This window comes from Mesorhizobium sp. M0698, from assembly GCF_040320455.1.
Lineage (GTDB): Bacteria > Pseudomonadota > Alphaproteobacteria > Rhizobiales > Rhizobiaceae > Mesorhizobium.
The window spans coordinates 106,814-129,223 of record NZ_JAMYPQ010000019.1 but is presented as its reverse complement, the minus strand read 5'-3'; the positions used below and the strand labels follow the sequence as shown (position 1 = coordinate 129,223).

General features: G+C 64.6%; 13 protein-coding genes. 6 read left to right on the top strand and 7 right to left on the bottom strand.

The genetic code is table 11. From position 1 onward, the window contains the following. Nucleotides 1-86: 86 nt before the first annotated feature. The 5 genes from NKI16_RS27890 (at nt 87) to NKI16_RS27870 (ending at nt 4,484) form a co-directional block, all read left to right on the top strand. On the top strand, nt 87-356 hold the full coding sequence (locus tag NKI16_RS27890) for a hypothetical protein (RefSeq protein ID WP_352923922.1): 270 nt from the start codon (nt 87-89) through the stop codon (nt 354-356). Next, nucleotides 343-1,299: an AAA family ATPase gene (locus NKI16_RS27885; RefSeq protein ID WP_292661489.1), complete on the top strand. Its 957-nt coding sequence runs from the start codon at nt 343-345 to the stop codon at nt 1,297-1,299. Before NKI16_RS27890 ends, NKI16_RS27885 begins: the two co-directional genes overlap by 14 nt. Next, nucleotides 1,296-2,603: a DUF58 domain-containing protein gene (locus NKI16_RS27880; RefSeq protein ID WP_352625045.1), complete on the top strand. Its 1,308-nt coding sequence runs from the start codon at nt 1,296-1,298 to the stop codon at nt 2,601-2,603. The genes NKI16_RS27885 and NKI16_RS27880 overlap by 4 nt, the downstream gene beginning before the upstream one ends. After that, nucleotides 2,600-3,631 (top strand): stage II sporulation protein M, encoded by a 1,032-nt coding sequence (locus NKI16_RS27875; protein WP_245274615.1) that lies wholly within the window; start codon nt 2,600-2,602, stop codon nt 3,629-3,631. Before NKI16_RS27880 ends, NKI16_RS27875 begins: the two co-directional genes overlap by 4 nt. A gap of 64 nt (nt 3,632-3,695) precedes the next feature. After that, a complete protein-coding gene (locus tag NKI16_RS27870) occupies nt 3,696-4,484 on the top strand; it encodes an RDD family protein (protein ID WP_352457151.1) in 789 nt (262 codons plus the stop codon). Nucleotides 4,485-4,723: 239 nt separating this feature from the next. Here the strand turns inward: NKI16_RS27870 and NKI16_RS27865 are convergent, their stop codons facing one another. Continuing rightward, complete coding sequence (locus NKI16_RS27865) at nt 4,724-5,440, bottom strand: D-lyxose/D-mannose family sugar isomerase (protein WP_352625043.1); 717 nt, start codon at nt 5,438-5,440, stop codon at nt 4,724-4,726. Between the two features lie 247 nt (nt 5,441-5,687). On the opposite strand from NKI16_RS27865, the gene NKI16_RS27860 reads away from it, so the two are divergent. Next, the gene (locus NKI16_RS27860) at nt 5,688-6,746 is read left to right on the top strand and encodes a D-TA family PLP-dependent enzyme (RefSeq protein WP_352625046.1); all 1,059 of its coding nucleotides are present in this window, start codon (nt 5,688-5,690) and stop codon (nt 6,744-6,746) included. Nucleotides 6,747-6,981: 235 nt separating this feature from the next. Here NKI16_RS27860 and NKI16_RS27855 read toward each other — a convergent pair whose 3' ends face one another. From NKI16_RS27855 to hutG, 6 genes are all read right to left on the bottom strand, one after another. Next, nucleotides 6,982-7,734: a heme ABC transporter permease gene (locus NKI16_RS27855; RefSeq protein WP_352579848.1), complete on the bottom strand. Its 753-nt coding sequence runs from the start codon at nt 7,732-7,734 to the stop codon at nt 6,982-6,984. Between the two features lie 259 nt (nt 7,735-7,993). Continuing rightward, entirely contained in the window at nt 7,994-9,763 is a 1,770-nt protein-coding gene (locus NKI16_RS27850) for a glucan ABC transporter ATP-binding protein/ permease (RefSeq protein ID WP_352625042.1), read from the bottom strand. A 363-nt stretch (nt 9,764-10,126) separates the two neighbouring features. Then, nucleotides 10,127-18,697, bottom strand: a complete 8,571-nt coding sequence (locus NKI16_RS27845; protein ID WP_352625040.1) for a glycoside hydrolase family 94 protein — start codon at nt 18,695-18,697, stop codon at nt 10,127-10,129. A gap of 266 nt (nt 18,698-18,963) precedes the next feature. Further along, complete coding sequence (locus NKI16_RS27840) at nt 18,964-19,551, bottom strand: HutD/Ves family protein (protein ID WP_352923920.1); 588 nt, start codon at nt 19,549-19,551, stop codon at nt 18,964-18,966. 8 nt (nt 19,552-19,559) lie between these two features. After that, a complete protein-coding gene (gene hutU, locus NKI16_RS27835) occupies nt 19,560-21,230 on the bottom strand; it encodes a urocanate hydratase (RefSeq protein ID WP_352593169.1) in 1,671 nt (556 codons plus the stop codon). A 32-nt stretch (nt 21,231-21,262) separates the two neighbouring features. Then, nucleotides 21,263-22,081, bottom strand: a complete 819-nt coding sequence (hutG, locus tag NKI16_RS27830) for an N-formylglutamate deformylase (protein ID WP_352783208.1) — start codon at nt 22,079-22,081, stop codon at nt 21,263-21,265. Between the last annotated feature and the right edge of the window lie 329 nt (nt 22,082-22,410).

Sequence of the window (22,410 nt, the reverse complement as noted above, 5' to 3'; positions counted from 1 at the left end):
CCCCCGTTTTGGGCGGTTGTGGCCGGCGGATTTTCTCTCGCGGTTCTACTCCTTGGGCTAGGGTGGGTGTGTTTTATAGGACGGCGATGCTCATGCGGCGTGCCGGCCGTCTGGACGAGCTGGGAGGCCGCTTTGCGGCCTTGATGCGGGTGCGCGCCGGCGCGCTGCTCGGGGCACCGCAAGGGTTGCAAGGCAAAGCGCTCGACCACTGGCTCGACTCTCGCGATAAGGAGCAAGCTGGCGGCTTCACGACGCGCTCGCAAGCGGCCGGCGAGGCGAAGAATCTGACGCAGATGCAACAGGCAGCAGAACGGCTGCATGACTGGACGGCAAGGAGGCTCGGTGAACGTCGATGATGTGAAGGCCCTGGCGACACGGATCAGGGAAGAAGTGGCCAAGGCGATCACCGGGCAGCACGATACGGTCGACCTGATGCTGACCGCCTTGTTTGCGGGCGGGCATATCCTGCTGGAAGGTCCTCCGGGCACGGCCAAGACAATGACGGCGCGCTGCTTCGCCCAGGCGCTTGGGATCGCCTACGGGCGGATCCAGTTCACGCCGGACCTGATGCCCGGCGATATCGTCGGGTCGAACATCTACAACTTCCAGACCGGGCAGTTCACGCTGACGCGCGGCCCGATCTTCTGCGATCTCCTGCTTGCCGACGAAATCAACCGCACGCCGCCCAAGACGCAGGCCGCGCTGCTCGAGGCGATGCAGGAACATGCGGTCACCTTCGACGGCACCACGCATTCGCTCGGCCGCAATTTCATGGTCGTCGCGACCCAGAATCCGATCGAGCACCAGGGCGTCTATCCGCTGCCGGAGGCGCAGCTCGACCGCTTCCTGTTCAAGCACCGCGTCAGCTATCCCGGCCCGGAGGAAGAACGAGCCATCATCGTCCATCACGGCGGCGGCTCCGCCTCGCACGACATCGCGCAATATGGCATCGAGGCGCAGACGGACCGCGAGACGCTGCAGGAGGCACTCGCTACGGTCGGCTCCGTCACCCTTGTCGACGATGTCGTCGGCTATATAGCGGCGCTGGTACGGGCTACGCGTGAAAATGCCGATCTGGAAGTCGGCGCCAGTCCGCGCGCCGGCGCCATGCTGGCGCGGGCGGCGCGTGCCCGGGCGGCGCTGGACGGACGCGCCTATGTGATCCCCGACGACGTCAAGGCGCTGGCGGTGCCGGCGCTGCGTCATCGCGTCATCCTTTCGCCTGCGGCACAGATCGATGGCCGGCTGGTCGAGCAGATCGTCTCCGACCTGGTCGACCAGACGGAAGCACCACGTTGATCTATCCCAGCGGCCGAGCGGTATGGGCAGCTGCGGCCGGCGCGGTGCCGGCCTTCCTGGTCGCGCTGGCATTGCCGTCGTTCTGGTATCTGGGATTGCTGTGGAGTTGCCTGCTGCTTGCCTTCCTGGCGGTGGATGCCGCGGCCGGACGCGGACGGGCATCGCTGAGTGCCAGCATCGATGCGCCGCAGCAGGTCGGTGTTGGTGGGGAATTCGGCGTGCAAATCACCGCCCGTCACTCGGGGCCGCGCGCCGCGGAGGCTCGCGTCGGCCACGATGGGCGTCTGGCGCCGGTGGACAGCAGCGGCGGCGCCTTGCTGCCAACCGCCGGAGGCGGGTCGCTCTTCCTCCGCTTCCAGGCGCTGCGGCGCGGCGTCGCCAGCTTCGACCGTCTCTGGGTGCGCTGGCGCGGGCCATTCGGGCTGGTCTGGAACCAGGTCGTCCTGCCGGTGGAAAGCAAGGTTGCGGTGCTGCCCGACGTCAGCAGCGCTCGCGGCGAGGCGATCACGCTGCTGCAACATGCGGCGCTTGCCGAAGGCCATGCGCAGCGCCGCGCCGGTCAAGGCCGCGAGTTCGACGCGCTCAAGGATTACCAGCCGGGCATGGGCCGGCGGATGATCGACTGGAAGCGCAGCGCCCGCCACGGCAAGCTGTTGGCGCGCGAGTTCCGCATCGAGGAGAACAACAACATCGTGCTGGCCATCGATAGCGGACGCCTGATGTGCGAGCCGGTCGACGGTGTGCCGAAGGTGGACCGGGCGGTGACGGCCGCCCTGCTGTCGGCATTCATCGCGCTGAAGGGCGGTGACATGGTCAGCCTGTTCGGCTTCGATGCAAGGCCGCGCGTTTCGAGCGGCGCGGTGCGCGGCCCCGCCAGCTTTGCGATGATCCAGAAACGGGCCGCCGAGATCGACTACTCCAGCGAGGAGACCAATTTCACGCTGGCATTGACGACGCTGGCGGCGCGGCTCGACCGCCGCTCGCTGGTCATCATCTTCACCGATTTCGTCGATCCGATCAGTGCGGAATTGATGCTGCGCACCGTGGGCCGGCTCACCGAACGGCATCTCGTGCTGTTCATGATGATGAAGGACACCGAACTGGAGGGCCTGGCCGACCTGCCGCCACGCTCCGGCGAGGATGTTGCCCGCGCGGTCGTTGCCGGAGGGCTCTTGCGCGAAAGGCAGGTCGTCATCGGCCGGCTGCGCCTGCTCGGGGCGCATGTGATCGAAGCCGACCACAACCGGCTCGGTCCGGAGCTGGTCGAGCGCTATCTGCAGTTCAAGCAGGAGGATTTGCTGTGACGGCGCCGGTACGCGGCAATGCGATGCGCGGCGACGCGGTACGCCAGTCGCTAGCCAGCTTCCGCCGCGAGCGCGAGGCCGACTGGAAAGCATTCGAGGCGCTGCTGGCGCGTGTCGAGAAGCGTGCGCCGCGGACGCTTTCCGAAGAGGAGCTGCTGTCGCTGCCGCTGCTCTATCGATCGGCGCTGTCTTCCCTGTCGGTGGCGCGCGCGACCTCGCTCGATAATGCGCTGGTCGGCTATCTCGAAGCGCTGTCCCTGCGCGGTTATTTCTATCTCTACGGCGCGCGCCGCGGGCTGCGGCAGCGCCTCGCCGATTTCTTCCTGCATGACTGGCCCGAAGCCATTCGCGACCTGTGGCGCGAGACATTGGCGTCGGTCGCGCTGATGGTGATCGGCATTGGTGCAGGCGCCTGGCTGGTGGCATCCGACAAGAGCTGGTTCGGCGCGATCATCCCGCCCGGCCTGGCAGGAGGCCGCGGCCCCGACACCTCGGCCGAACTGCTGCGAGGCATGCTTTATGATGGCGACAATGGCTTTCTCTCAGGCTTTGCCGCCTATCTGTTCACGCACAACGTCCAGGTCGCAATCCTGGCCTTCGCCCTTGGCTTCGCCTTCGCGGTGCCGACGGTGCTGCTGATGCTGTTCAACGGCTGCATGATCGGGGCGTTGTTCCAAGTCTATTGGTCCAAGGGGCTTGGCATGGAGCTCGGCGGCTGGCTGGCCATCCACGGCACCAGCGAATTGTTCGCGATCGCTTTGGCCGGCGCGGCCGGCATGCGCATCGGCACCAGCATCGCCTTTCCCGGCGAATTGACACGCATGGCGGCAGCGGCTCGCGCCGGACGCATCGCCGCGAACGCCATGGTCGGGGTCTCAGTCATGCTGCTGTTTGCCGGGCTGCTCGAGGGCATTGGCAGGCAGACCATCACCAGCGACGTCACGCGCTACGGCATTGGCGGTGGCATGCTGGTGCTGTGGATCGGTTATTTCTACCTGTTCCGGGCGGTGCGGCATGGCGATCGTTAAACGCGCCGCCTTCGCGGCTATACGGCCGCTGATCACGCCCGAAGGCGTCGATCTCCGGATAAAATTGGCCGACGCCGGCACGCGGGCCTCCGCCTTCCTGCTCGACATCGTGTTCATCGCCGTGGCGGCAATCGTGATCACGATCGTCGCGCTGTTCGGGGTGGGAGGCCTTGGCAGCGAGGGATTTCAGCCGCTCTTCGTCGTCTGGATCATCCTGATCTTCTTTCTGCGCAACGCCTACTTCATCGTCTTCGAAGCGGGCCGGCGCGCGGCTACGCCCGGCAAGCGGATCGTCGGCATCCGGGTCGCGTCGCGCAGCGGAGACGGCCTGTCGATCGACCAGGTGATCGCCCGCAACCTGATGCGCGAGATCGAGGTGTTCCTGCCGCTGTCGATCATCGTTGGACGCAGCGGGACCGACCTTGCCGACACGCTGACGACGGTGTTCGGACTGGTGTGGACGCTGCTGTTTGCCTTGTTCCCGCTGTTCAATCGAGACCGCATGCGGATCGGCGACCTGTTGGCGGGAACCTGGGTGGTCGAGGCGCCGAAGCGCGCCTTGCTTGAAGACCTGTCGGCACGGCAGGATCCGGCGGCCGGCGCCTTCCGGTTCAGCCACGCCCAACTCGATGCCTACGGGATTGCCGAACTCCACAAGCTGGAGGAGGTGCTGCGCCGCGACGACTATTTCGCCCTGCGGACGGTGGCCGAAACGATCGGACGCAAGATCGGCGCGGCACCCCAAGCCCATGACGCACGCGCGTTCCTGACGGCTTACTACGGCGAGCTACGGGCGCATCTCGAACGCAAGCTGCTGCTGGGCAACCGCAGGGCCGACAAGCATGCGCGGTAGCAGTTGCCGAACAGGTGCAGCTAGCGACAAGCATCGGTGCTGCCCCTCATCCGCCTGCCGGCACCTTCTCCCCGTATAGTGACGGGGAGAAGGGAGATAGACGCAATGTCGACCACTATTCCGCAACGCTGCCAGTTTGCGAAACCATCTGCGATAGCGTCTTTCTCCCCGTCACTATACGGGGAGAAATGCCCGGCAGGGCAATGAGGGGCGGCGCCGACGAACCTGATGAGCCCCTCTCATGAGGCCGGTTCAAATGCCACCCTGCCGTAGCCCACCCACTTCTCATAATCGGACACCAGCAGATGCAGCGGTGCTGTATCCTCGTCGATGTCCGCGAAGCGGCCGATCGGTTCGCGAAAGACATTGTCGGTGAGATCGTCGTTGACGGTCGAGACCTCGCCGATCAGCACGTCCTTGCCCTCGGCCCAGAAGGCATGCCAGACACCCGGCAGCAAAGTGACGCTCTGGCCTGGGTCGAGCTTCAGCAGTCCACCCGCAGGTAGTCTGTGGATGGTTCCATCGACAGGCACCGATACTTCGGCCTTCGGATCGATGCCGCCATCGCGATCATGCATGAACAGCTCCAGCACCAGTTTGCCGCCGCCACGGTTGATGATGTCCTCGGCCTTGATGTTGTGGCGGTGCATCGGCGACAGCTGATCCTTGCGCGAGATCATGATCTTTTCGGCATAAAGCATGCCCATGCCCTTCTTCATGTCCTCGTAGCGGCCGTTGCGAACGGTGAACAGGAACAGGCCGAGCTCGTCGAATTTCTCCTGGCCGTAGTCGGTGATGTCCCAGCCAAGCCGCGACGAGAAGATTGCCGACGAATCCTGCCGGCGCGCCTTCATCTCTTCCGGCGACCAGTAGGCGAAGGGCGGCATGATGTAGCCGAACGAGCGGATGAAGGCGTCGGCGTCGCGGATGATGTCGTTGATGGCGGAGCGTTTCATGATCGTGGTTCCTTCCCGTCGCTTTGCGAGCGCTAGAACGGTTCATCGTTTCACGGAAACGCCGAACCGCTCTATCTTTTTTTTGGACGCAATTCCGGACGGAAAACCGTTTCACACTTTTCCTGGAATTGCTCTAACCGCAATAGCCGAACGCCCATCCAGTGTCGATGCAAACTGCTGTCGCTGGCCCCATGACATGCGGTCCGATCAGGGCCATAAGGTCAATCAATTTTCCGATGGTGAGACCATGCGCAGCATAGACGACCTCGATACGCCGGCGATCCTGATCGATGCCGGCCGCGCCGAAGCCAACATCGCGCGGGCGCAGGCCCATGCCGACCGGCACGGGCTGAAGCTCAGGCCGCACATCAAGACCCACAAACTGCCCTACTGGGCAAAGAAGCAGATCGCGGCCGGCGCCGTCGGCATCACCTGCCAGAAGATCGGCGAGGCCGAGGTCATGGCCGACGCCGGACTGACCGACATCTTTCTGCCCTACAATATCCTCGGGCGGGCCAAGCTGGAGCGCCTCAAGGCGCTGCACGGCCGCGTAACCCTGTCGGTGACAACGGACAGCATGGACACGCTGATGGGACTTGCCGCCACCTTTACCGATCCCGGCCACCGCCTGCCGGTGCTGGTCGAATGCGACACCGGCATGGGCCGCTGCGGTGTGCAGTCGGCCGGCGAGGCAGTCGCGCTGGCGAGCGAGATCGACAAGGTCCGGGGGCTCGTCTTCGGCGGCTTGATGACCTACCCGGGGGCTGGCCGCGCCGCCGAGACCGAGGCGTGGCTCGCCGATGCGCAGCAAGCACTTGCCGCAGCCGGCCTTGCTTGCGAGCGCATCTCCAGCGGCGGCACACCCGACATGTGGCGTTCCGGCGAGCATAGCGTCGTCACCGAATACCGGCCCGGCACCTACATCTATCTCGACCGCTACCAGGTCGCCAAAGGCGTCGGCAGCCTCGACGATTGCGCACTGACGGTGCTGTCGACGGTGGTCAGCCACCCAACGCCGACACGCGCCATCCTCGACGCCGGCAGCAAGGCCCTGTCCAGCGATACGCTGGGGCTGGCCGATTTCGGCGAGCTGCTGGGCATTTCAGGCGCAAGGGTGACCAGCCTCAGCGAAGAGCACGGCAATGTCACGCTGTCAGGCGGCGCCGAGCTTCGCATCGGCGAGCGCGTGCGCGTCGTGCCCGATCATTGCTGCGTCGTCACCAACCTGTTCGACGAGGTGCATCTGGTCGAAGGCGAGACGGTGATCGAGACGCTCCCGGTCAAGGCGCGCGGGCGGATGGGATGAGTCCAGCTGCAGCGCGTGCGCTTCAGGTACAAAATCCTTCAAACGCTGGAGGGACAGCGCCCCCCCTCTGGCCTGCCGGCCATCTCCCCCTCAAGGGGGGAGATCGGTAGCTTCGCCGGTAGCGCCTCTCTTTCAACATTCGCGATTGGCGAAACGATGCGTGACATTCAATCTCCCCCCTTGAGGGGGAGATGTCCGGCAGGACAGAGGGGGGCGCGAAGGAACTCGACGGCGGTCAGTTAGCCTGTCTCGCGGCAACCCGGCGCATCGAAATGACGCGGCGGCGCCAGATCTCGGTGCGCATCGCCGTTAGGTGCAGCGCGAAGAAAAGCACGGTGAAGCCGAGTGCCATCACCAGCAATGGCCACAACAGGCTTGGATCGATGGTCGGGCCGCCGAGCCGGAACACCGACGCCGGCTGATGCAGCGTGTTCCACCAGTCGACCGAAAATTTGATGATCGGAATGTTGATGAAGCCGACCAGGGTGATGATGGCGGCGGCCCACGCGGCGCGCCCGGCATCGTCGAGCGCGCGGGTCAGCGCGATGATGCCGAGATACATCAGGAACAGGATGAAGACCGAGGTCAGCCGCGCGTCCCACACCCACCAGGTGCCCCACATCGGCTTGCCCCAGATCGAACCGGTGATCAGCGCAAGGGCGGTGAAGACGGCGCCGATGGGTGCCGCCGATTTCAGCGCCACGTCAGCCAGCGGATGGCGCCAGACCAGCGTGCCCAGTGCCGAGACCGCCATCAGCGTGTAGCACATCATGGCAAGCCAGGCGAAAGGCACGTGGATATACATGATGCGAACGGTGATGCCCTGCTGGAAGTCCTCAGGCGCCGTGAAGCTCATATAGAGACCCACGCCGAGGACGATGGCGGCGACGCTCGCCAACCACGGCACGACCTTGTCGGCCAGCCCGACGAACCGCGTCGGGTTGGCAAGGTCCATCCAGCCGGAGAGGCGTGAAGTCGTATCGCTCATGCGGCTTTACATAGACCGCCGGCGGAGTTGCGGCAACCGCAGCGGCGGTACGTCTTCCCTTCTCCCCTTGCGGGAGAAGGTGGATCGGCGCGTAGCGTCGAGCCGGATGAGGGATGCTGGACGGAGTGAGGCGCCAATGATCGCCGTGCGCCGAAGTCTGGATTTGGATGAAGATTTGCGCCAAGCTGGAGCACCCCTCATCCGACCTCGCTTCGCGAGGCCACCTTCTCCCGCAAGGGGAGAAGGCAAGCCGCGCTGCTCAGGCGGCTTCGTTCACCGGACGGCTGAGGCGGCGGACCTCCTCGTCGTTGAGCAGGCCGCCGGCGCGCAGCAGGCTGGCGAAGCGACCGTTGCGCAGCGACAGTTCGGTGAACCCGCCCATCTCGACCACCCGGCCCTTGTCCATGAACACGACCAGATCGGCGTCGCGAACGGTGGTCAGGCGGTGGGCGATGATGAAGGTGGTGCGGCCGCGCCGCAATTCGTCGATGGCGTCCTTGACGCGGTCTTCCGTCTCGACGTCGAGCGCGCTGGTCGCCTCGTCGAGAACCAGGATGGGCGCGTCCTTCAGCACGGCGCGGGCGATCGCGATGCGCTGGCGCTCGCCACCGGACAGCTGTCCGCCGCGTTCGCCGACGACCGTGTCGTAGCCCTCGCACTTTGACAGGATGAAATCCTGCGCGGCGGCGGCATTGGCCGCGGCATGGACCTCGTCATAGGTCGCCTCCGCGCGGCCGACGCGGATGTTGTCCTCGATCGAGCGGTTGAGCAGGCCGGCATCCTGGAAGACGGTGGCGATCGAATGGCGCAGCGACTTGCGGGTCACCGTGCGGGTGTCGATGCCGTCGATCAGGATACGGCCGCTGGACGGGGTGAAGACGCGCTGCAGAAGGTTGATGAGCGTCGTCTTGCCGGCGCCCGTCGGGCCGACGATGGCGACGGTCTGGCCGGCCTGGACCTCGAACGACGCGTCGTCGACGCCCTGCCCGGAATTGCCGAACTCGAAGCAGACATTCTCGAAACGCACATGACCGGTGACGTTGACGAGATCGCGCAGCCCATCGGGCTCGGCGGCGTCGGATGCAGAGTCCTCGAGATGATAGAATTCCTCGAGCTTGGCGCGCGCCTCGGAAATCTGGTTGGCGAAGGCGGACATCTGGTCGAGCCGGGCAATCAGCAGCGTGGCAAAGCCGGTAAAGGCGATGACGTCGCCGATGCGCAACTGGCCGTGCGTCACCAGATAGGCGCCAATCAAGAGCACCACCATCATCGAAATCGTCGACGACAGGCGGTGCAGCGCGTTGGCCATTGCCCACCAGTCGAGCACGGGGTTCTGCACATCGAGCAGATTCTTGACGTAGTGCTTCAGCGCCTCGGTCTCGTGGCCGATGCGGTTGTAGCTCTGCAGGACGGCGACGTTGCTGACCGAGTCGGTCACATGCGCAAACACCTTGTGGTAGTGACGCTCCACGGCCGCCTGGCCTTCCTTGGTGCGCCGCATCACCAGCCGTCCGATGCCGACATAGAGCGCGCCAAGCGCCAGCAGTACCATCGACATGCGGATATCCATGCTGAGCGCCGTGGGCACCAGCAGAACCAACGCGACCGCTGTCGACAGGTGCTGCCGCATGAATTCGAGCCAGAGGCTGAACAGGGTCTCGACCGCCCGCAGAAGCGTGTGCAGGGAATTGGAGGTGCCGCGCTGATGATGCCAGGCAAGCGGCATGGTGATGACGCGCTCGAACGACTGGCAAAGAACCTCGCTGCGCCGCTGGTGGGCAAAGCGGTCGGCGCCGCGCGCCACCAGAACGAAGGCGACGATATTGAAAGCGCCGAGGCCGGCCCACATTGCGAGCGTCGAGAACACCGAGCCGCGGTCCGAAATGGCATCGATCACCCGGCCGAACATGATCGGCTCGAGGATGGCGATAATGGCAAGCGTGACATTCGCCCCGCAGATAAACGCAACGCGTTTCCTGTCGGCAGCGAGATAACCGAGGGCTCGCCAGTAGATTTGCAGAAGTGACACTTCAGCTACTCCGCCAATTATTTATGGTGCAGTGCGTCATTTTTTGACTCGTACCGGTTGACGCGTCGCAAAACAATGCTCGTCTAGCTCTTCCGTTCCCATTCCGCGAACAAAAGATGACGACGCTTCGAAATTTGCCGTGATCGTCTAACAGTTTGAGATAAAAGGTGAAATGTCAGCGTTGCGGCAAAATCATGGCAGCTGGAAAGCACTGCCACAATTTTAATCAGCAAGACCCTGGGCACGACGTCTAAAGTCGTGTGCAGGCATTCAGCAAGGTCAACCGCAAATATAACCGGTAACGGCACTTGGAGCGCCCGTGCGTGCCCTGGGAACGCTAAGCGACGCTCCAAGCCCTTGAATCTAGGCCGGTATTCTGACGACCACCTCGGCACTATCTCCGGCTTTTGGCTCGAAGGACGAAGATTTGGTCTTCGTGCCATTCACTTCAAGTGAGATGGCCCGGGCCTTTTTGTCGCGGACGACGCGTACCTTGATCTCGGCGCCCAGCATCTTCAGAGTTGCCGAATAGCCGTCCCAATGGCTAGGAAGTCTCGGCGTGAACTGGAGGCGCTGTCCGCGGCGCTCTATGCCGAGAATGCTCTCGACCGCGGCGCGATAAAGCCAGCCCGCCGACCCGGTATACCAGGTCCAGCCGCCGCGGCCGCCCTTGTCTTGCCCGGAATAAACGTCGGCCGCGACGACATAAGGTTCCACCCGGTAGCGCTCTGCCGCGGCTTCGTCGAGCGCATGGTTGACCGGATTGAGCATTGAAAGGCAACGGTAGGCATCGTCGGTGCGACCCATCTCGGCTAGCGCAATGACGAACCATGTTGCCGCGTGCGTGTATTGGCCGCCGTTTTCACGGACCCCCGGCGGATAGCTCTTGATGTAGCCCGGGTCCTTTTCCGTCTTCGAGAAGGGCGGGGTGAACAGTTTGGCGATCTTGAGGTCGTCGTCGACGAGCGCTTTCATCGCCTGCGCCATTGCCGTGGTCGACCGCGCCGGGTCGCCCTCGCCCGAAAGCACGCTCCAGGACTGGGCGATCGAGTCGATCTTGCACTCGTCCGACTTGCGCGAGCCGAGCGGCGTGCCGTCGTCGAAGCTGCCGCGCCGATACCACTCGCCATCCCAGGCGGTGCTTTCCAGCGCCCGTTTCAGCACCTCGGCGTGCTTCGTCCAGGCCTGCACGCGCTTGGCATCGCGCTCCGCCTTGGCGACGGCGGCAAAGTCGCCCAGCGTCTTCAGCAGGAACCAGCCCAGCCACACGCTCTCGCCCTTGCCGTGCTCGCCGACGCGGTTCATGCCGTCGTTCCAGTCGCCGCCGAGGATCAGCGGCAGCCCGGCTGGGCTGCTGCGCTTGACGGCAAGATCGAGCGCCCGCGCGCAATGGTCATAGAGCGAGGCTGTCTTCTTCGAGATTTCCGGGATGAAGAAAGCATCGTGCTCGCCTTCGCCCAGCGCCTGCCCTTCGATGAAGGGCAGTTGCTCCTTCAGGATCGCGGTGTCGCCGGTCACCAGCAGGTAACGGGCCGTGGCGTGGGCCAGCCAGACCACGTCGTCCGAGATCATGGTGCGGACGCCGGCCTCGGTACGCGGCAGCCACCAATGCTGTACGTCGCCTTCGGGGAATTGCCGCCGCGCCGCATTGAGGATCTGATCACGCGCCAGCTTGGGGTCATGCGCCAGCAAAGCCAAGGTATCCTGCAACTGATCGCGGAAGCCGAAGGCACCGCTCGCCTGATAGAACGCAGAGCGGGCACGGATGCGGCAGGCCAGGCTCTGATACGGCAGCCAGTGATTGATCATAGCGTCGAGTGCCTTGTCCGGCGTCTCGACCTGGATTGTGTCGAGAAAACCGCGCCATGTGCGCTCGTTGTCGGCCAGCCGCTGATCGAAATCCCTTGAGCGATGGGTCTGCACCAGCGCGCTGGCCGCCTCGGGCGAGGCCGCGTCGCCGAGCAGCCAGAGCAGCGTGACGTCGCCGCCGGCAGCGATGTCGATGTCGCGTGCGATGGCCGCGCAGGGATCGTCGCCGGCCTCGACACGGCCGGACAGGCCGGCGCCGCTCAGCACGGCATGCGGAAACTCGCTCGTGCCTTGCCTGCCGATGAACTCGCCGCGATCGGCGGTGACCGAATGCACAGCACCGTCGGCGGCCAGAAAGGCGATCCGCTCGCCGAAATCGAGCCCATAGGGATTTTGCGCCAGCAATGCGCCGGTTGCGGCATCCCTCGACGGAACGATGCTTGCAGCGGTGCGCGAGCGATGGCCGCCAAGAACCCATTCCGCATAGGCGTAGACGCGCAGCCGCATCGGCACCGAACCCGAATTCTGGATGCGCAGCCGCGATATCTTCACCGGATCGACGGGATCGACGACATGGGTCAGGTCCATCGACAGCGGCCCGCGTTTTGAGCGGAACGTCGAAAAACCCTGCCCGTGCCAGGTTTCGTAGGTCATTGTCGGATCACGCACCACAGCAGCCATTGGCGAGAACGCCCTGCCACTGGCATGATCGTAGATATAGATGCCCTCGCCCGGCCGGTTGGTGACCGGATCGTTCGACCATGGCGTCAACTGATAGTCGCGGCTGTTGCGGCTCCAGGTGAAGGCAGCGCCTTCAGCCGACATGTGGAACCCGAACGATGGGTTGGAGATGACGTTGATCCACGGCTGCGGCGTCGTGCGCCGGCCGGCAAGACGCACGACGTAGTGGCGTCCGTCGCCGTCGAAGCCGCCGAAACCGTTCCATTGGTCGAGCCCGCTGCCGTCGACGCGGCCCTCGATCAGTGCCTGGGCGGCAGATGCTTGCGACGTCGGCACCGGCAAGGACGGCTCGCGAAGCGCTGCAAGCTCTGCCGGCTGGAGGGCGGCGTCCCGCGCCTGCAGTGCCGCGGCCTCGGCGCGCTCGATCTGGTCGAAGATGGTGCCGTTGCGCGTATGCAGCACCACCCGAGCGACGGCGAGCAAGGTCCTGTAGGTCGTTTCCTCCATCAGATCGCGGCGCACCGCGAAGATGTGCTGGCGGGGTCCGAGCTCCTTGCCGCGCAACCGGCTGTTTTCGCACAGCGTCTCCACCGCGCGCTGCAGGTCCTGCACGTAGGAAGACGCCTGCTCGTTGACGACGACAAAATCGATCATCATGCCGCGAGCGCGCATGTATTCCTGGAAGCGAAGCGCCTGGGCGACGATCTCCAGATCGGCGACATCGGCGATCCTGACCAGGAAAATCGGAAAATCGCCGGATATGCTGGTCGGCCACAGGCTGGATTGCCTGCCGAGCCCGGAGACGATGGATTCGCCCGGAAGGCGCAGGAACGGATCGGGATAGATCAGATAGCGCGCCAGCTTCTGCACATTGGCGGCGTCGGACAGGCTGAGGCCAAGGTGCCGGGTCTGCACCTGCGAGCGCGTCCAGGCGAGCATCGCCTGGCGGGCGAAGCTTTCGGGATGGTCGAGCCGTGCGATGGCGGCATCCAATTCGGCGCGATGGGTACCGACGACGGTCCAGAACGTCAGCGAAATCTTCTTGTTGGCCGGCACGCGCACCTGCCGGCGAAGCGATGCGATCGGATCCAGGGTGAAGCCGGAATGGCCGCCAAGCTTGGCGCCGGGATCAAAGGCAGCCGCTTCGGTGATGGTGCGGCCGCGGCCGATGAAGGCGCGCCTGTCGGTTTCCGCCTCGGCGTCTCGCGCCGATCCAGACGGGTCGGTGACGAAATGCACCATGGTGACGTCGGGTTCGTCCTTTTCGCGCTTGCCCCTGGTGGCGAAGATCGCGCCGTTGTTCGGCGCGATCTCGGTTTCCACGAACATCTTCGAAAAAGCCGGATGGGCATTATCCGAGGGCTCGGAGCCCAGCACCAGTTCGGCAAACGAGGTTACTTCGATATGCCGGTCGGCGGGGCCATCATTGTGGAGCGTCACCCGTCGGCCCTCACCATTGCCTTCCGAGATGACGATGCACTCGACTTCCGAACGCAGCGATCCAATCGATTTGACGAAGCTCGCCTTGTCGTCGGAGAACAGCGTTTGCGCACGCTCGCCAGCGGCGCGCTTCGGCTCGGCGGTGGTCGACCACCAGTCTCCGTTGCCGGCGTCGCGCAGGAAAATATAGGAACCAAGGCGGTCCTCGGTCGGATCCGGCTGCCAGCGCGTGACGGCAAGTTCGCCCCAGCGGCTGTACCCGGAGCCGGTGGCGGTCACCATGACCGAATAGCGGCCATTGGACATGACACTGGTCGAGCGGAGCGCCCTGAGCGGATCGAGCACGATGCGGGTATCCGGGCTTTCCAGCTCGGTCTCGTCCTTCGAGCGCTCGTCGGCCTCGGTCCTGACGGTCGCAGTCGGGATGTCGCGCGGCGCCCTTTCCTGCAGCAGCAATTCGGCCGACTCGATCACCGGATCGCTGTGGAAGCGGTCGCGCAGGCGCCCTTCGAAGATCGCATCGGCAACTGCGGCAATCGACATGCCGGAGTGGTGGGCCATGTAGTTGAGCACGACGGCGTGGTCGGTGCCCTCGGGAACGCGTTGCGGCGTGAAATCCACCGCGTCGTAAAAACCGTGCCGGCCCAGTGCGCCCAGCCGCCTGAGCGTGGCCAGGTTCTGGACGGATTCATGCGGCGTGAACTGCGCTGCCAGCACGGTCGCGTAAGGCGCGATCACCGTGTTTTGGCCAAGGCCGCGCTTCAGGCCGAGCCCGGGCACGCCGAAATTGGTGTACTGATAGGTCAGCTCGCGGTCGCGGGCGTTGTAGGCCGCTTCCGAAATCCCCCAGGGAACGTTCTTCGAACGGCCATACTGGATCTGGCGCTTGATGATGAGCTTGCTGGTCTGGTTGAGAATGCTGCCTTGCGGCTCCTTCATCACCAGTGGCGGCATCAGATATTCGAACATCGAGCCGGACCAGGACATCAGTGCGCCCTGGAAGCCGATCTCGACGATCGGCCGGCCGAGCCGGAACCAGTGCTCGGTCGGCAAATCGCCCTTGGCGATGGCGAACAGGCTGGTCAGCCGCGCCTCGGAGGCCAAAAGATCGTAGCAGCTTTCGTCGAGCTGATGCTCCTCGACCCGGTAACCGATCGACAAGAGCTTGCGTTCGGGCCGCATCAGGAACGAGAAATCCATCTCGAAGGCGAAACGGCGCGTGCGCTCGCGCAACGTCAGAAGCTTGGCCCGCAATGCCGCGACGGCGTTTTCGTCGCTGTGCGCGTCGTGCACATGCGCCTCGCAGGTGGCTTCGAGCCTGGCCGCCCAATCGGCGATGGTGTCGCTCTGGGTCGACGCGGCCTCGGTGTGGATGGCTGTCGCGAGCTTGCGTATCTCGCCGGCCAGGACGGCCAGGTTGATGGTACGGATCGACGCCATCTCCGGCTGCGCCTTGATCAATTCGACCGCCCGCCGCATGCCGTCGAGACGGTCGGCGAGCCGCTGGCGCAAGGGCCGCAATTGACGCCGGTCGTCGGGCAGTTCCTCAAGGCTTTCGTCGAGGATGGTGACGGTGTCGAGGATGCCTTCGAAGTCGCCCTGCACATGCACCGACGGCGCTTCGGCCCATTCGGCGCAGGCAGCGGCCACGGCCACCAGATGGCCGGCGAGATTGCCGCTGTCGACCGCCGAAATGTACAGCGGGTAGAGCGGCTTCAGGGTCGTCGTGTCATACCAGTTGAAGAGATGGCCGCGGTCGCGCGGCATGCTCTCGATGGTCGACATCGTCGCGTCGATGCGGTTGACGGCGTCGGAGAGGCTGATCCAGCCGAAATCGCGTGCCGAAATCACCGACAGCAGGTAGACGCCGATATTGGTCGGCGAGGTGCGGGGCGCCACCACGGGGGCCGGGCTTTCCTGGAAATTATCCGGCGGCAGATGGTGATGCTCGGCCGTCACGAAGGTCTCGAAATAGTGCCATGTACGCCGCGCCACGGTGCGCAGCGCGTGGATGTCGGCGGCCGATATGCGCAGGCGGTCCTCGGTTTCGGCCGAACGGCTGATCCAGCAGGCGATGGCGGGCGAGCCGATCCAGAACAAGGCAAAGAAGAAGGCGACGAAGGCGCCGGTGGAATCGGCCAGCACCGGGACGGCGAGGCCGACGACGCCGATGATCACCGCGCCGTACATGATGCTGTAGTAGGAGCCGAGATCGTTGTCGCCGCCCTTGTGTGCCTGCGAGGCGGTGCGCCATTCGAGCAGGTTCTGGCGGCTGACGAACAGGCGGTAGAGCGTGCGGATGATCGCGTCGCCCATCATCCAGGCAAGGTGCGCCATCAGCACGATCTTCAGCGCCACCAGGGCGGTGCCGAAGGCAACGTCGCGCGCCAGTGCCGAGAAATGGCCGCGCGGCGTCTGGTCGCCGCTCTTCGGCAGGATGGCGTCGACGATGTCGAAAGTGGGCGCCATGAACAGCGTAAGGATCAGCAGCGCCTGCCATTGCGCGGCCTGCGTGAAGGGCAGCAGCGTCCAGCCGGCGATCGCGGCCATCACCCAGAAGATCGGCGTCACCGAGCGGCGCAGATTGTCCACCATCTTCCAGCGCGACAGCGCCGGCACGTTTGAGCGCGGGCCAAGAATGAAGCCCAGAAGCTGCCAGTCGCCGCGTGCCCAGCGATGGTGGCGCGACGCGTCGACCGAATAGCGGGTCGGATAGTCCTCGACCAGTTCGACGTCGGTGACCAAGGCCGAGCGCGCCAGGGCGCCTTCGAGCAGATCATGGCTGAGGATGGTGTTTTCCTCGATGCGGCCTTTCAGCGCCGCCTCGAAGGCGTCGACATGGTAAAGACCCTTGCCGGTGAAGGAACCGTCGCCGAAGATGTCCTGGTAGAGGTCCGACACGGCAAAGACGTACGGATCGAGCCCGCGATTGGCGGAAAAGACACGCTGAAAGAACGATGCCTCGTCGCCACTGGTCAGCGACGCGGTGATACGCGGCTGCAGGATGGAATAACCTGCCGTAACCTCGTGCCGTGCGACATCGAAATGCGGACGGTTGAGCGGGTGGCAAAGCTTGCCGGCCAGCGCAGCGACGGCGTCGCGGGTGGTGCGGGTGTCGGCGTCCAGCGTCATCACGTGGACGACGCTCTCCGGCAATGGCACTTCCAACGGCAGGAAGGTGGTGTCGCTGTCCCCGCGCAGCAGAAGGTTCAATTCGTGCAGCTTGCCGCGCTTGCGCTCCCAGCCCATCCAGACGCCTTGCGATGCGTTGTAGAGCCGGCGCCGATGCAGCAGATAAAAGCGCGGCGCCCCTTCCGAGGGATAGCGGGCGTTCAGCCTGGCGATTTCGGCGCGGGCGAATTCGAGGATTTCGACATCCGCCGTATCGATCTCGGTCTTCGAGTCCGGCCAGTCGGAAAGCAGCGCGAAATAGACTTCGCCCGCCGTGTTGGCGAGGTGATGCACCTCGATGTTGCGGATGTTCTCCTCGACATCGTCGCGCGAGCCGATCAGCGACGGCACCACCACCAGCGTGCGCGCCTCGGGCGGCACACCGTGCCTGAAATCATAGCCGATGAGACGCGTCGGCTTCAAAAACAGCGAGACGACGGTGTTGAAGAATGCGAGCGCGCCTTCGCTGGCCGGCACCGCGAACAGGGCCAGCATCAGGACGATCGGCGGCACCGACAGGCCGAGATTGGCAAGCGCATTGCCGGAAACGACCAGAAGCAGGACCGTCAGCGCAAACACCGGCACGACGATGCCCAGCCATCCGGTCTTGCGGAAGGTCCGGTTGAGCGTCTTGCCGATGGTCGGCCGGTAGCCGATCGACCGCTCGAGCTCCTGCCGGCGCGGGCCGACCAGAAAGAAGCCGACGTCGGTGTGAGCGATCGGACCGCTTTCGGAGCCCGGTGCATCGGCAGCATGGCCGGCGAGCTCGATCGCCCTTTCGGCAACGCGAAATTCGGAGAGATCGGAACGGCGCGCCAGCTCCTCGATCGCAGTCCGGTATTGGTCGCGCGAAAAGAAATCGAGCGCGGCGAAATCGGTGCGTTCGCGCAGCAAGGTGTCGATGCGGCTGACGCCCTCGAACCACACCGTCCAGTCGATGTCGTTGATCAGGCGCAGGCCGCGGATGATGTTGCCGGTGGTCACGTTGCCGCTGGACAGCGTGTGGTGCTCGCTGAGGATGATCTCCTCGGCGTCGGAGCCGGTCCTTTCCAGCTCGCCCTCCAGCCATTCCAGCGCCCTGCCGGCATTTTGCGAGCCGTCACGCAGCCGGTAGAGCAACTGGGTGGCGAAGGTGGTGTCCTGCGCATGGGCGCTGTAGTGGGAAAGTATCGCCTGCCGGTCGGCGCTGTCGTCCGTCGCCAGCACACGGTCGGCGACCTCGTTGGCGATCTGGCGCAGTTCCCGCGTGCGATTGACGCGGACCGCGATCCGGCGAAGGTTCTCGATCAGGACGAAGCGCAGCAGCGACGGCAGCGCCCATAATTCGCCAATCTTCAGCGGCTCGACGGACTGGAAGCCTTCGACAATCGCCTTGAACATGGCCGACGAGACGGAACTGTCGGAATGCGCGACATAGGTCCACGCGACCGCCAGTGCGCGCGGCACGCTGGATCCATCCGACAGTTTCAGCGTCGGCAACTGGCGGTAGAAGCGGCGCGGCAGGTCGCGCTTGACCTGAAAAATGGTCTCCTCGACCAGGTAGTTGTTGTCGAGCAGCCACTGCGCCGCGGGCGTGATCGTTTCGCCCCTCGCCTGGGCAGCGTTGGTGGAACGGTAGACATCGAGAATTTTCCTGGCGCTGTCGCGGATGCGCGCCTGAAAATCGAAAGGCGTCAGACCGAACAAGTCCTTGGCGTCGCCATTGGCAAGGGCTGCGCCCAAAGCGCGCAGCCGATCTTCCGGCAGGAAATTGGAGCGTATCGGCACGTCGGTGACAGCCGGGAAGCTGGCGCTCGTCTTTTCGATCTGTGCGAGATTGGTCTGGATATTCATCTAAGGTTCCGTGTTGGGGACGCAGTGCGGCGTCACCGCCACGGCAATGTCCCTAAAACCGGTCCAAATGCAATTGGTTGCATCGCAACACTTGGCCGAAAGTTTGTTTCCGCGCCACGACAAGATGCCGTCTTTCGACAACTTCCAGGCGGCACTATGAGCATCGTTTCGGCTTCTGATCGGCGGAAGATTCAGGCTTTTTCGTGATGCAGCTACCAGCTTACGCGATATTTGGCTGGCGTCACGATCATGTTTGGAAACAGACGTTAATCGTTGCCGGCAATGCGGTCGATGCGGATCACGAACAGCATGGCCGGCCGGACCGGATCCAGGCGCGGTTCCGGCGCTTGCGCCCCGAGCAACAGCGCGTCGAGCGGCCCAAGTTGCATGGGCGCCGCGCCGGCCACGCTGAGTTCGCCGTCGACGCACAGGATGAGTGTTTCATCGGCTTCGGCCTGGATCTCCGTCGGAGCCGAAATCAGCAGGCGCTCGACCGTGTGGATCGCCCGGGCGCGGCGGGTCATGACGTTGAGGTCGGTGATCGGACCGGCGATAAGCGTGGCTTGCGTCGGCACGTCGGCCGGAAAGGCAAGCGGTGCGGAAGCCTTGGTGATTTCGATCGGTAGCCGGCCGGCGATGTCGAGGATCATGCCCTCGCCTTCCAGCAACGCCAAGGTCCGGTCGACGCCGGCAAATCCGGAAAATGGGCCGCCGCCCTCGACCAGCGCCATCGAGACGCGCCAGTCGAAATCGTCGAGCCCGGCACCTGGCGGCGAGACGGCAATCTCCGTCGTCACCCCGCCGCCGTTCTTCCACGGCATCGACCGGTATTCGGCTGCCCGAAGGATGCACAAGGCGCGGCTCAGCCCAAAATGCCGGGCAGGTTGAGCTGGTTCTCCCGGGCGCACTCGATCGCGATGTCATAGCCGGCATCGGCGTGACGCATGACGCCGGTCGCCGGATCGTTCCACAGAACCCGCTCCAGGCGCTTGGCCGCCTCGGGCGTGCCGTCGGCGACGATGACCATGCCGGCATGCTGCGAAAAGCCCATGCCGACGCCGCCGCCATGGTGCAGCGACACCCAGGTGGCGCCGGACGCCGTGTTGAGCAAGGCATTGAGCAACGGCCAGTCGGAGACGGCATCGGAGCCGTCCTTCATCGCCTCCGTCTCGCGGTTCGGCGAGGCGACCGAGCCGGAATCGAGGTGATCGCGGCCGATGACCACCGGCGCCTTCAGTTCGCCCCTGGCGACCATCTCGTTGAAGGCGAGGCCGAGCCGGTGGCGATCGCCAAGCCCAACCCAGCAGATGCGCGCCGGCAGGCCCTGGAAGGCGATGCGCTCACGCGCCATGTCGAGCCAGTTGTGCAGATGGGTGTTGCCGGGGGTCAGCTCGCGCACCTTGGCGTCGGTCTTGTAGATATCCTCGGGATCGCCGGAAAGCGCTGCCCAGCGGAACGGGCCGATGCCGCGGCAAAACAGCGGACGGATATAAGCCGGCACGAAACCCGGGAAGGCAAAAGCATTCTCGAACCCCTCCTCCTTCGCCACCTGGCGGATGTTGTTGCCGTAGTCGAGCGTCGGCACGCCGGCATTCCAGAACGCCACCATCGCCTCGACATGCTCGCGCATCGACGCGCGGGCAGCTCTTTCAACGGCCTTCGGGTCGCTGGTGCGTTTCTCGCGCCACTCGGCCAGCGACCAGCCCTTGGGCAGATAGCCGTTGAGCGGGTCATGCGCCGAGGTCTGGTCGGTGACGATGTCGGGGCGCACGCCGCGCCGCACCAGTTCCGGCAGGATGTCGGCGGCGTTGCCGACCAGGCCAACCGATTTCGCCTCACCGGCTTTGGTCCAGCGCTCGATCTTTTCCAAGGCCTCGTCGAGCGTGTCGGCGCGCTCATCGACATAGCGGGTGCGCAGCCGGAAATCGATGCGGTCGGGATCGCATTCGACGGCCAGGCAGCAGGCGCCGGCCATGACCGCGGCGAGCGGCTGGGCACCGCCCATGCCGCCGAGACCGCCGGTCAGGATCCACTTGCCCCTGAGATTGCCGCCATAATGCTGGCGGCCGGCCTCGACGAAGGTCTCGTAGGTGCCCTGCACGATGCCTTGCGTGCCGATGTAGATCCACGAGCCGGCCGTCATCTGGCCGTACATCATCAGGCCCTTTTTATCGAGCTCGTTGAATTTCTCCCATGTCGCCCAGTGCGGCACCAGGTTGGAATTGGCGATCAGCACGCGCGGGGCGTCAGGATGAGTGCGGAACACGCCGACCGGCTTGCCCGATTGCACCAACAACGTCTCGTCGTCGCCAAGCGTCTTCAGCGAGGCAACGATGCGGTCGAAATCGTTCCAGGTGCGCGCCGCCCGGCCGATGCCGCCATAGACGACCAACTCGTTGGGGTTTTCGGCGACGTCTGGGTCGAGATTGTTCATCAGCATGCGCAACGGCGCTTCCGTCAGCCAGGTGCGGGCGTTGAGCTCGCTGCCGCGCGGGCTGCGCACTTCACGGATGTTGTGGCGAGGATCGGTCATGATTGTCCCTTTCGAGTGAGGTGCACCGCGCGTCAGCGTTCGGCCCAGGCGATCGCGGTTTCCAGGATCTTCTTCAGCGTGACGCGGATCGGCGCCGCGAATTCGGCCCCGTAAGGCACCGGCCAGTTAGCCGGTTCGCCCTTGCCTTCGGGCTCGCGCATATAGCCGCGGTTGGAGAGTTCCATCTGCAGCGCGTGGACGCCGGCTAGCGGCTGGCCGAAATGGCGCGTGATCCAGCCGCCCTTGAAGCGGCCGTTGACGACGTAGCTCTCGCCGGTTTCGGCGAGGATCCGGCCAACCGTCGCTTGCAGCGTCGGATCGGCGCTCTTGCCGTCATTGGTGCCGAGATTGAAGACCGGCAATTTGCCTTCGAAAAGGCGCGGCAGCACCGAGCGGATCGAATGGCAGTCATAGACGACGACCTTCCCATGCAAAGCGCGCAGCCTGTCGATCTCGGCCTGCAGAGCGGCATGATAGGGTACGAAGAACTTCTCGCGGCGTTCGTCGATCTCCGACGGTCCCGGCTCTTCACCCTTGCGGTAGAGCTGATCGCCGTCAAAGGTCTCTGTTGGGCAGAGCCCAGTCGTCGTCTGGCCGGGATAGAGCGAAACGCCGGACGGATCGCGGTTGACGTCGATAACGGTGCGCGAAATCGCCGTATGCACGACCGTCGCGCCGAGGCTCTCGGCGAAGTCATAAAGCTTGTCGATCCACCAGTCGGCGTCACGGCGGCCGAGCCAGGGCGAGACCAGCCGGCTGTCGAGGCCGGCGAGATCGATGCCGGTATGCGGGATCGAAACCAGCAGGGGTGCTGTGCCTTGGGTGACGGTGAGCCAGGAGGGTGAGGTCATAGAAGATTTTCCCGCGTTGGAGCTCTACGGCGCCCCCCTCTGTCCTGCCGGACATCTCCCCCTCTAGTGGGGAGATTGGCCGTCACACTGGCTTCCGCCAGTCTCCAACGTTGCAGGATTGAGCGAGGCGCCGCAGCTGCCAATCTCCCCACTAGAGGGGGAGATGCCCGGCAGGGCAGAGGGGGGCGCGAAGGAACTCGACCTAGCGTACCGACGTCGGGTTTGCCGATAAGGCGCGGCAGCGCAGGGAATTCGCATTTTTCTTCCCGCTGCGACGCATTTTGTTCTTGCTTTGTGCCGGCAGCTATGCTACTAATTTCGGTATGGTG

Coding starts and splice junctions, on each gene's coding strand:
- NKI16_RS27890 (WP_352923922.1), top strand. CDS start 87: ATGCTCATGCGGCGTGCCGGCCGTCTGGACGAGCTGGGAGGCCGCTTT.
- NKI16_RS27865 (WP_352625043.1), bottom strand. CDS start 5,440: ATGAAACGCTCCGCCATCAACGACATCATCCGCGACGCCGACGCCTTC.
- NKI16_RS27860 (WP_352625046.1), top strand. CDS start 5,688: ATGCGCAGCATAGACGACCTCGATACGCCGGCGATCCTGATCGATGCC.
- NKI16_RS27855 (WP_352579848.1), bottom strand. CDS start 7,734: ATGAGCGATACGACTTCACGCCTCTCCGGCTGGATGGACCTTGCCAAC.
- NKI16_RS27845 (WP_352625040.1), bottom strand. CDS start 18,697: ATGAATATCCAGACCAATCTCGCACAGATCGAAAAGACGAGCGCCAGC.
- hutU (WP_352593169.1), bottom strand. CDS start 21,230: ATGACCGATCCTCGCCACAACATCCGTGAAGTGCGCAGCCCGCGCGGC.
- hutG (WP_352783208.1), bottom strand. CDS start 22,081: ATGACCTCACCCTCCTGGCTCACCGTCACCCAAGGCACAGCACCCCTG.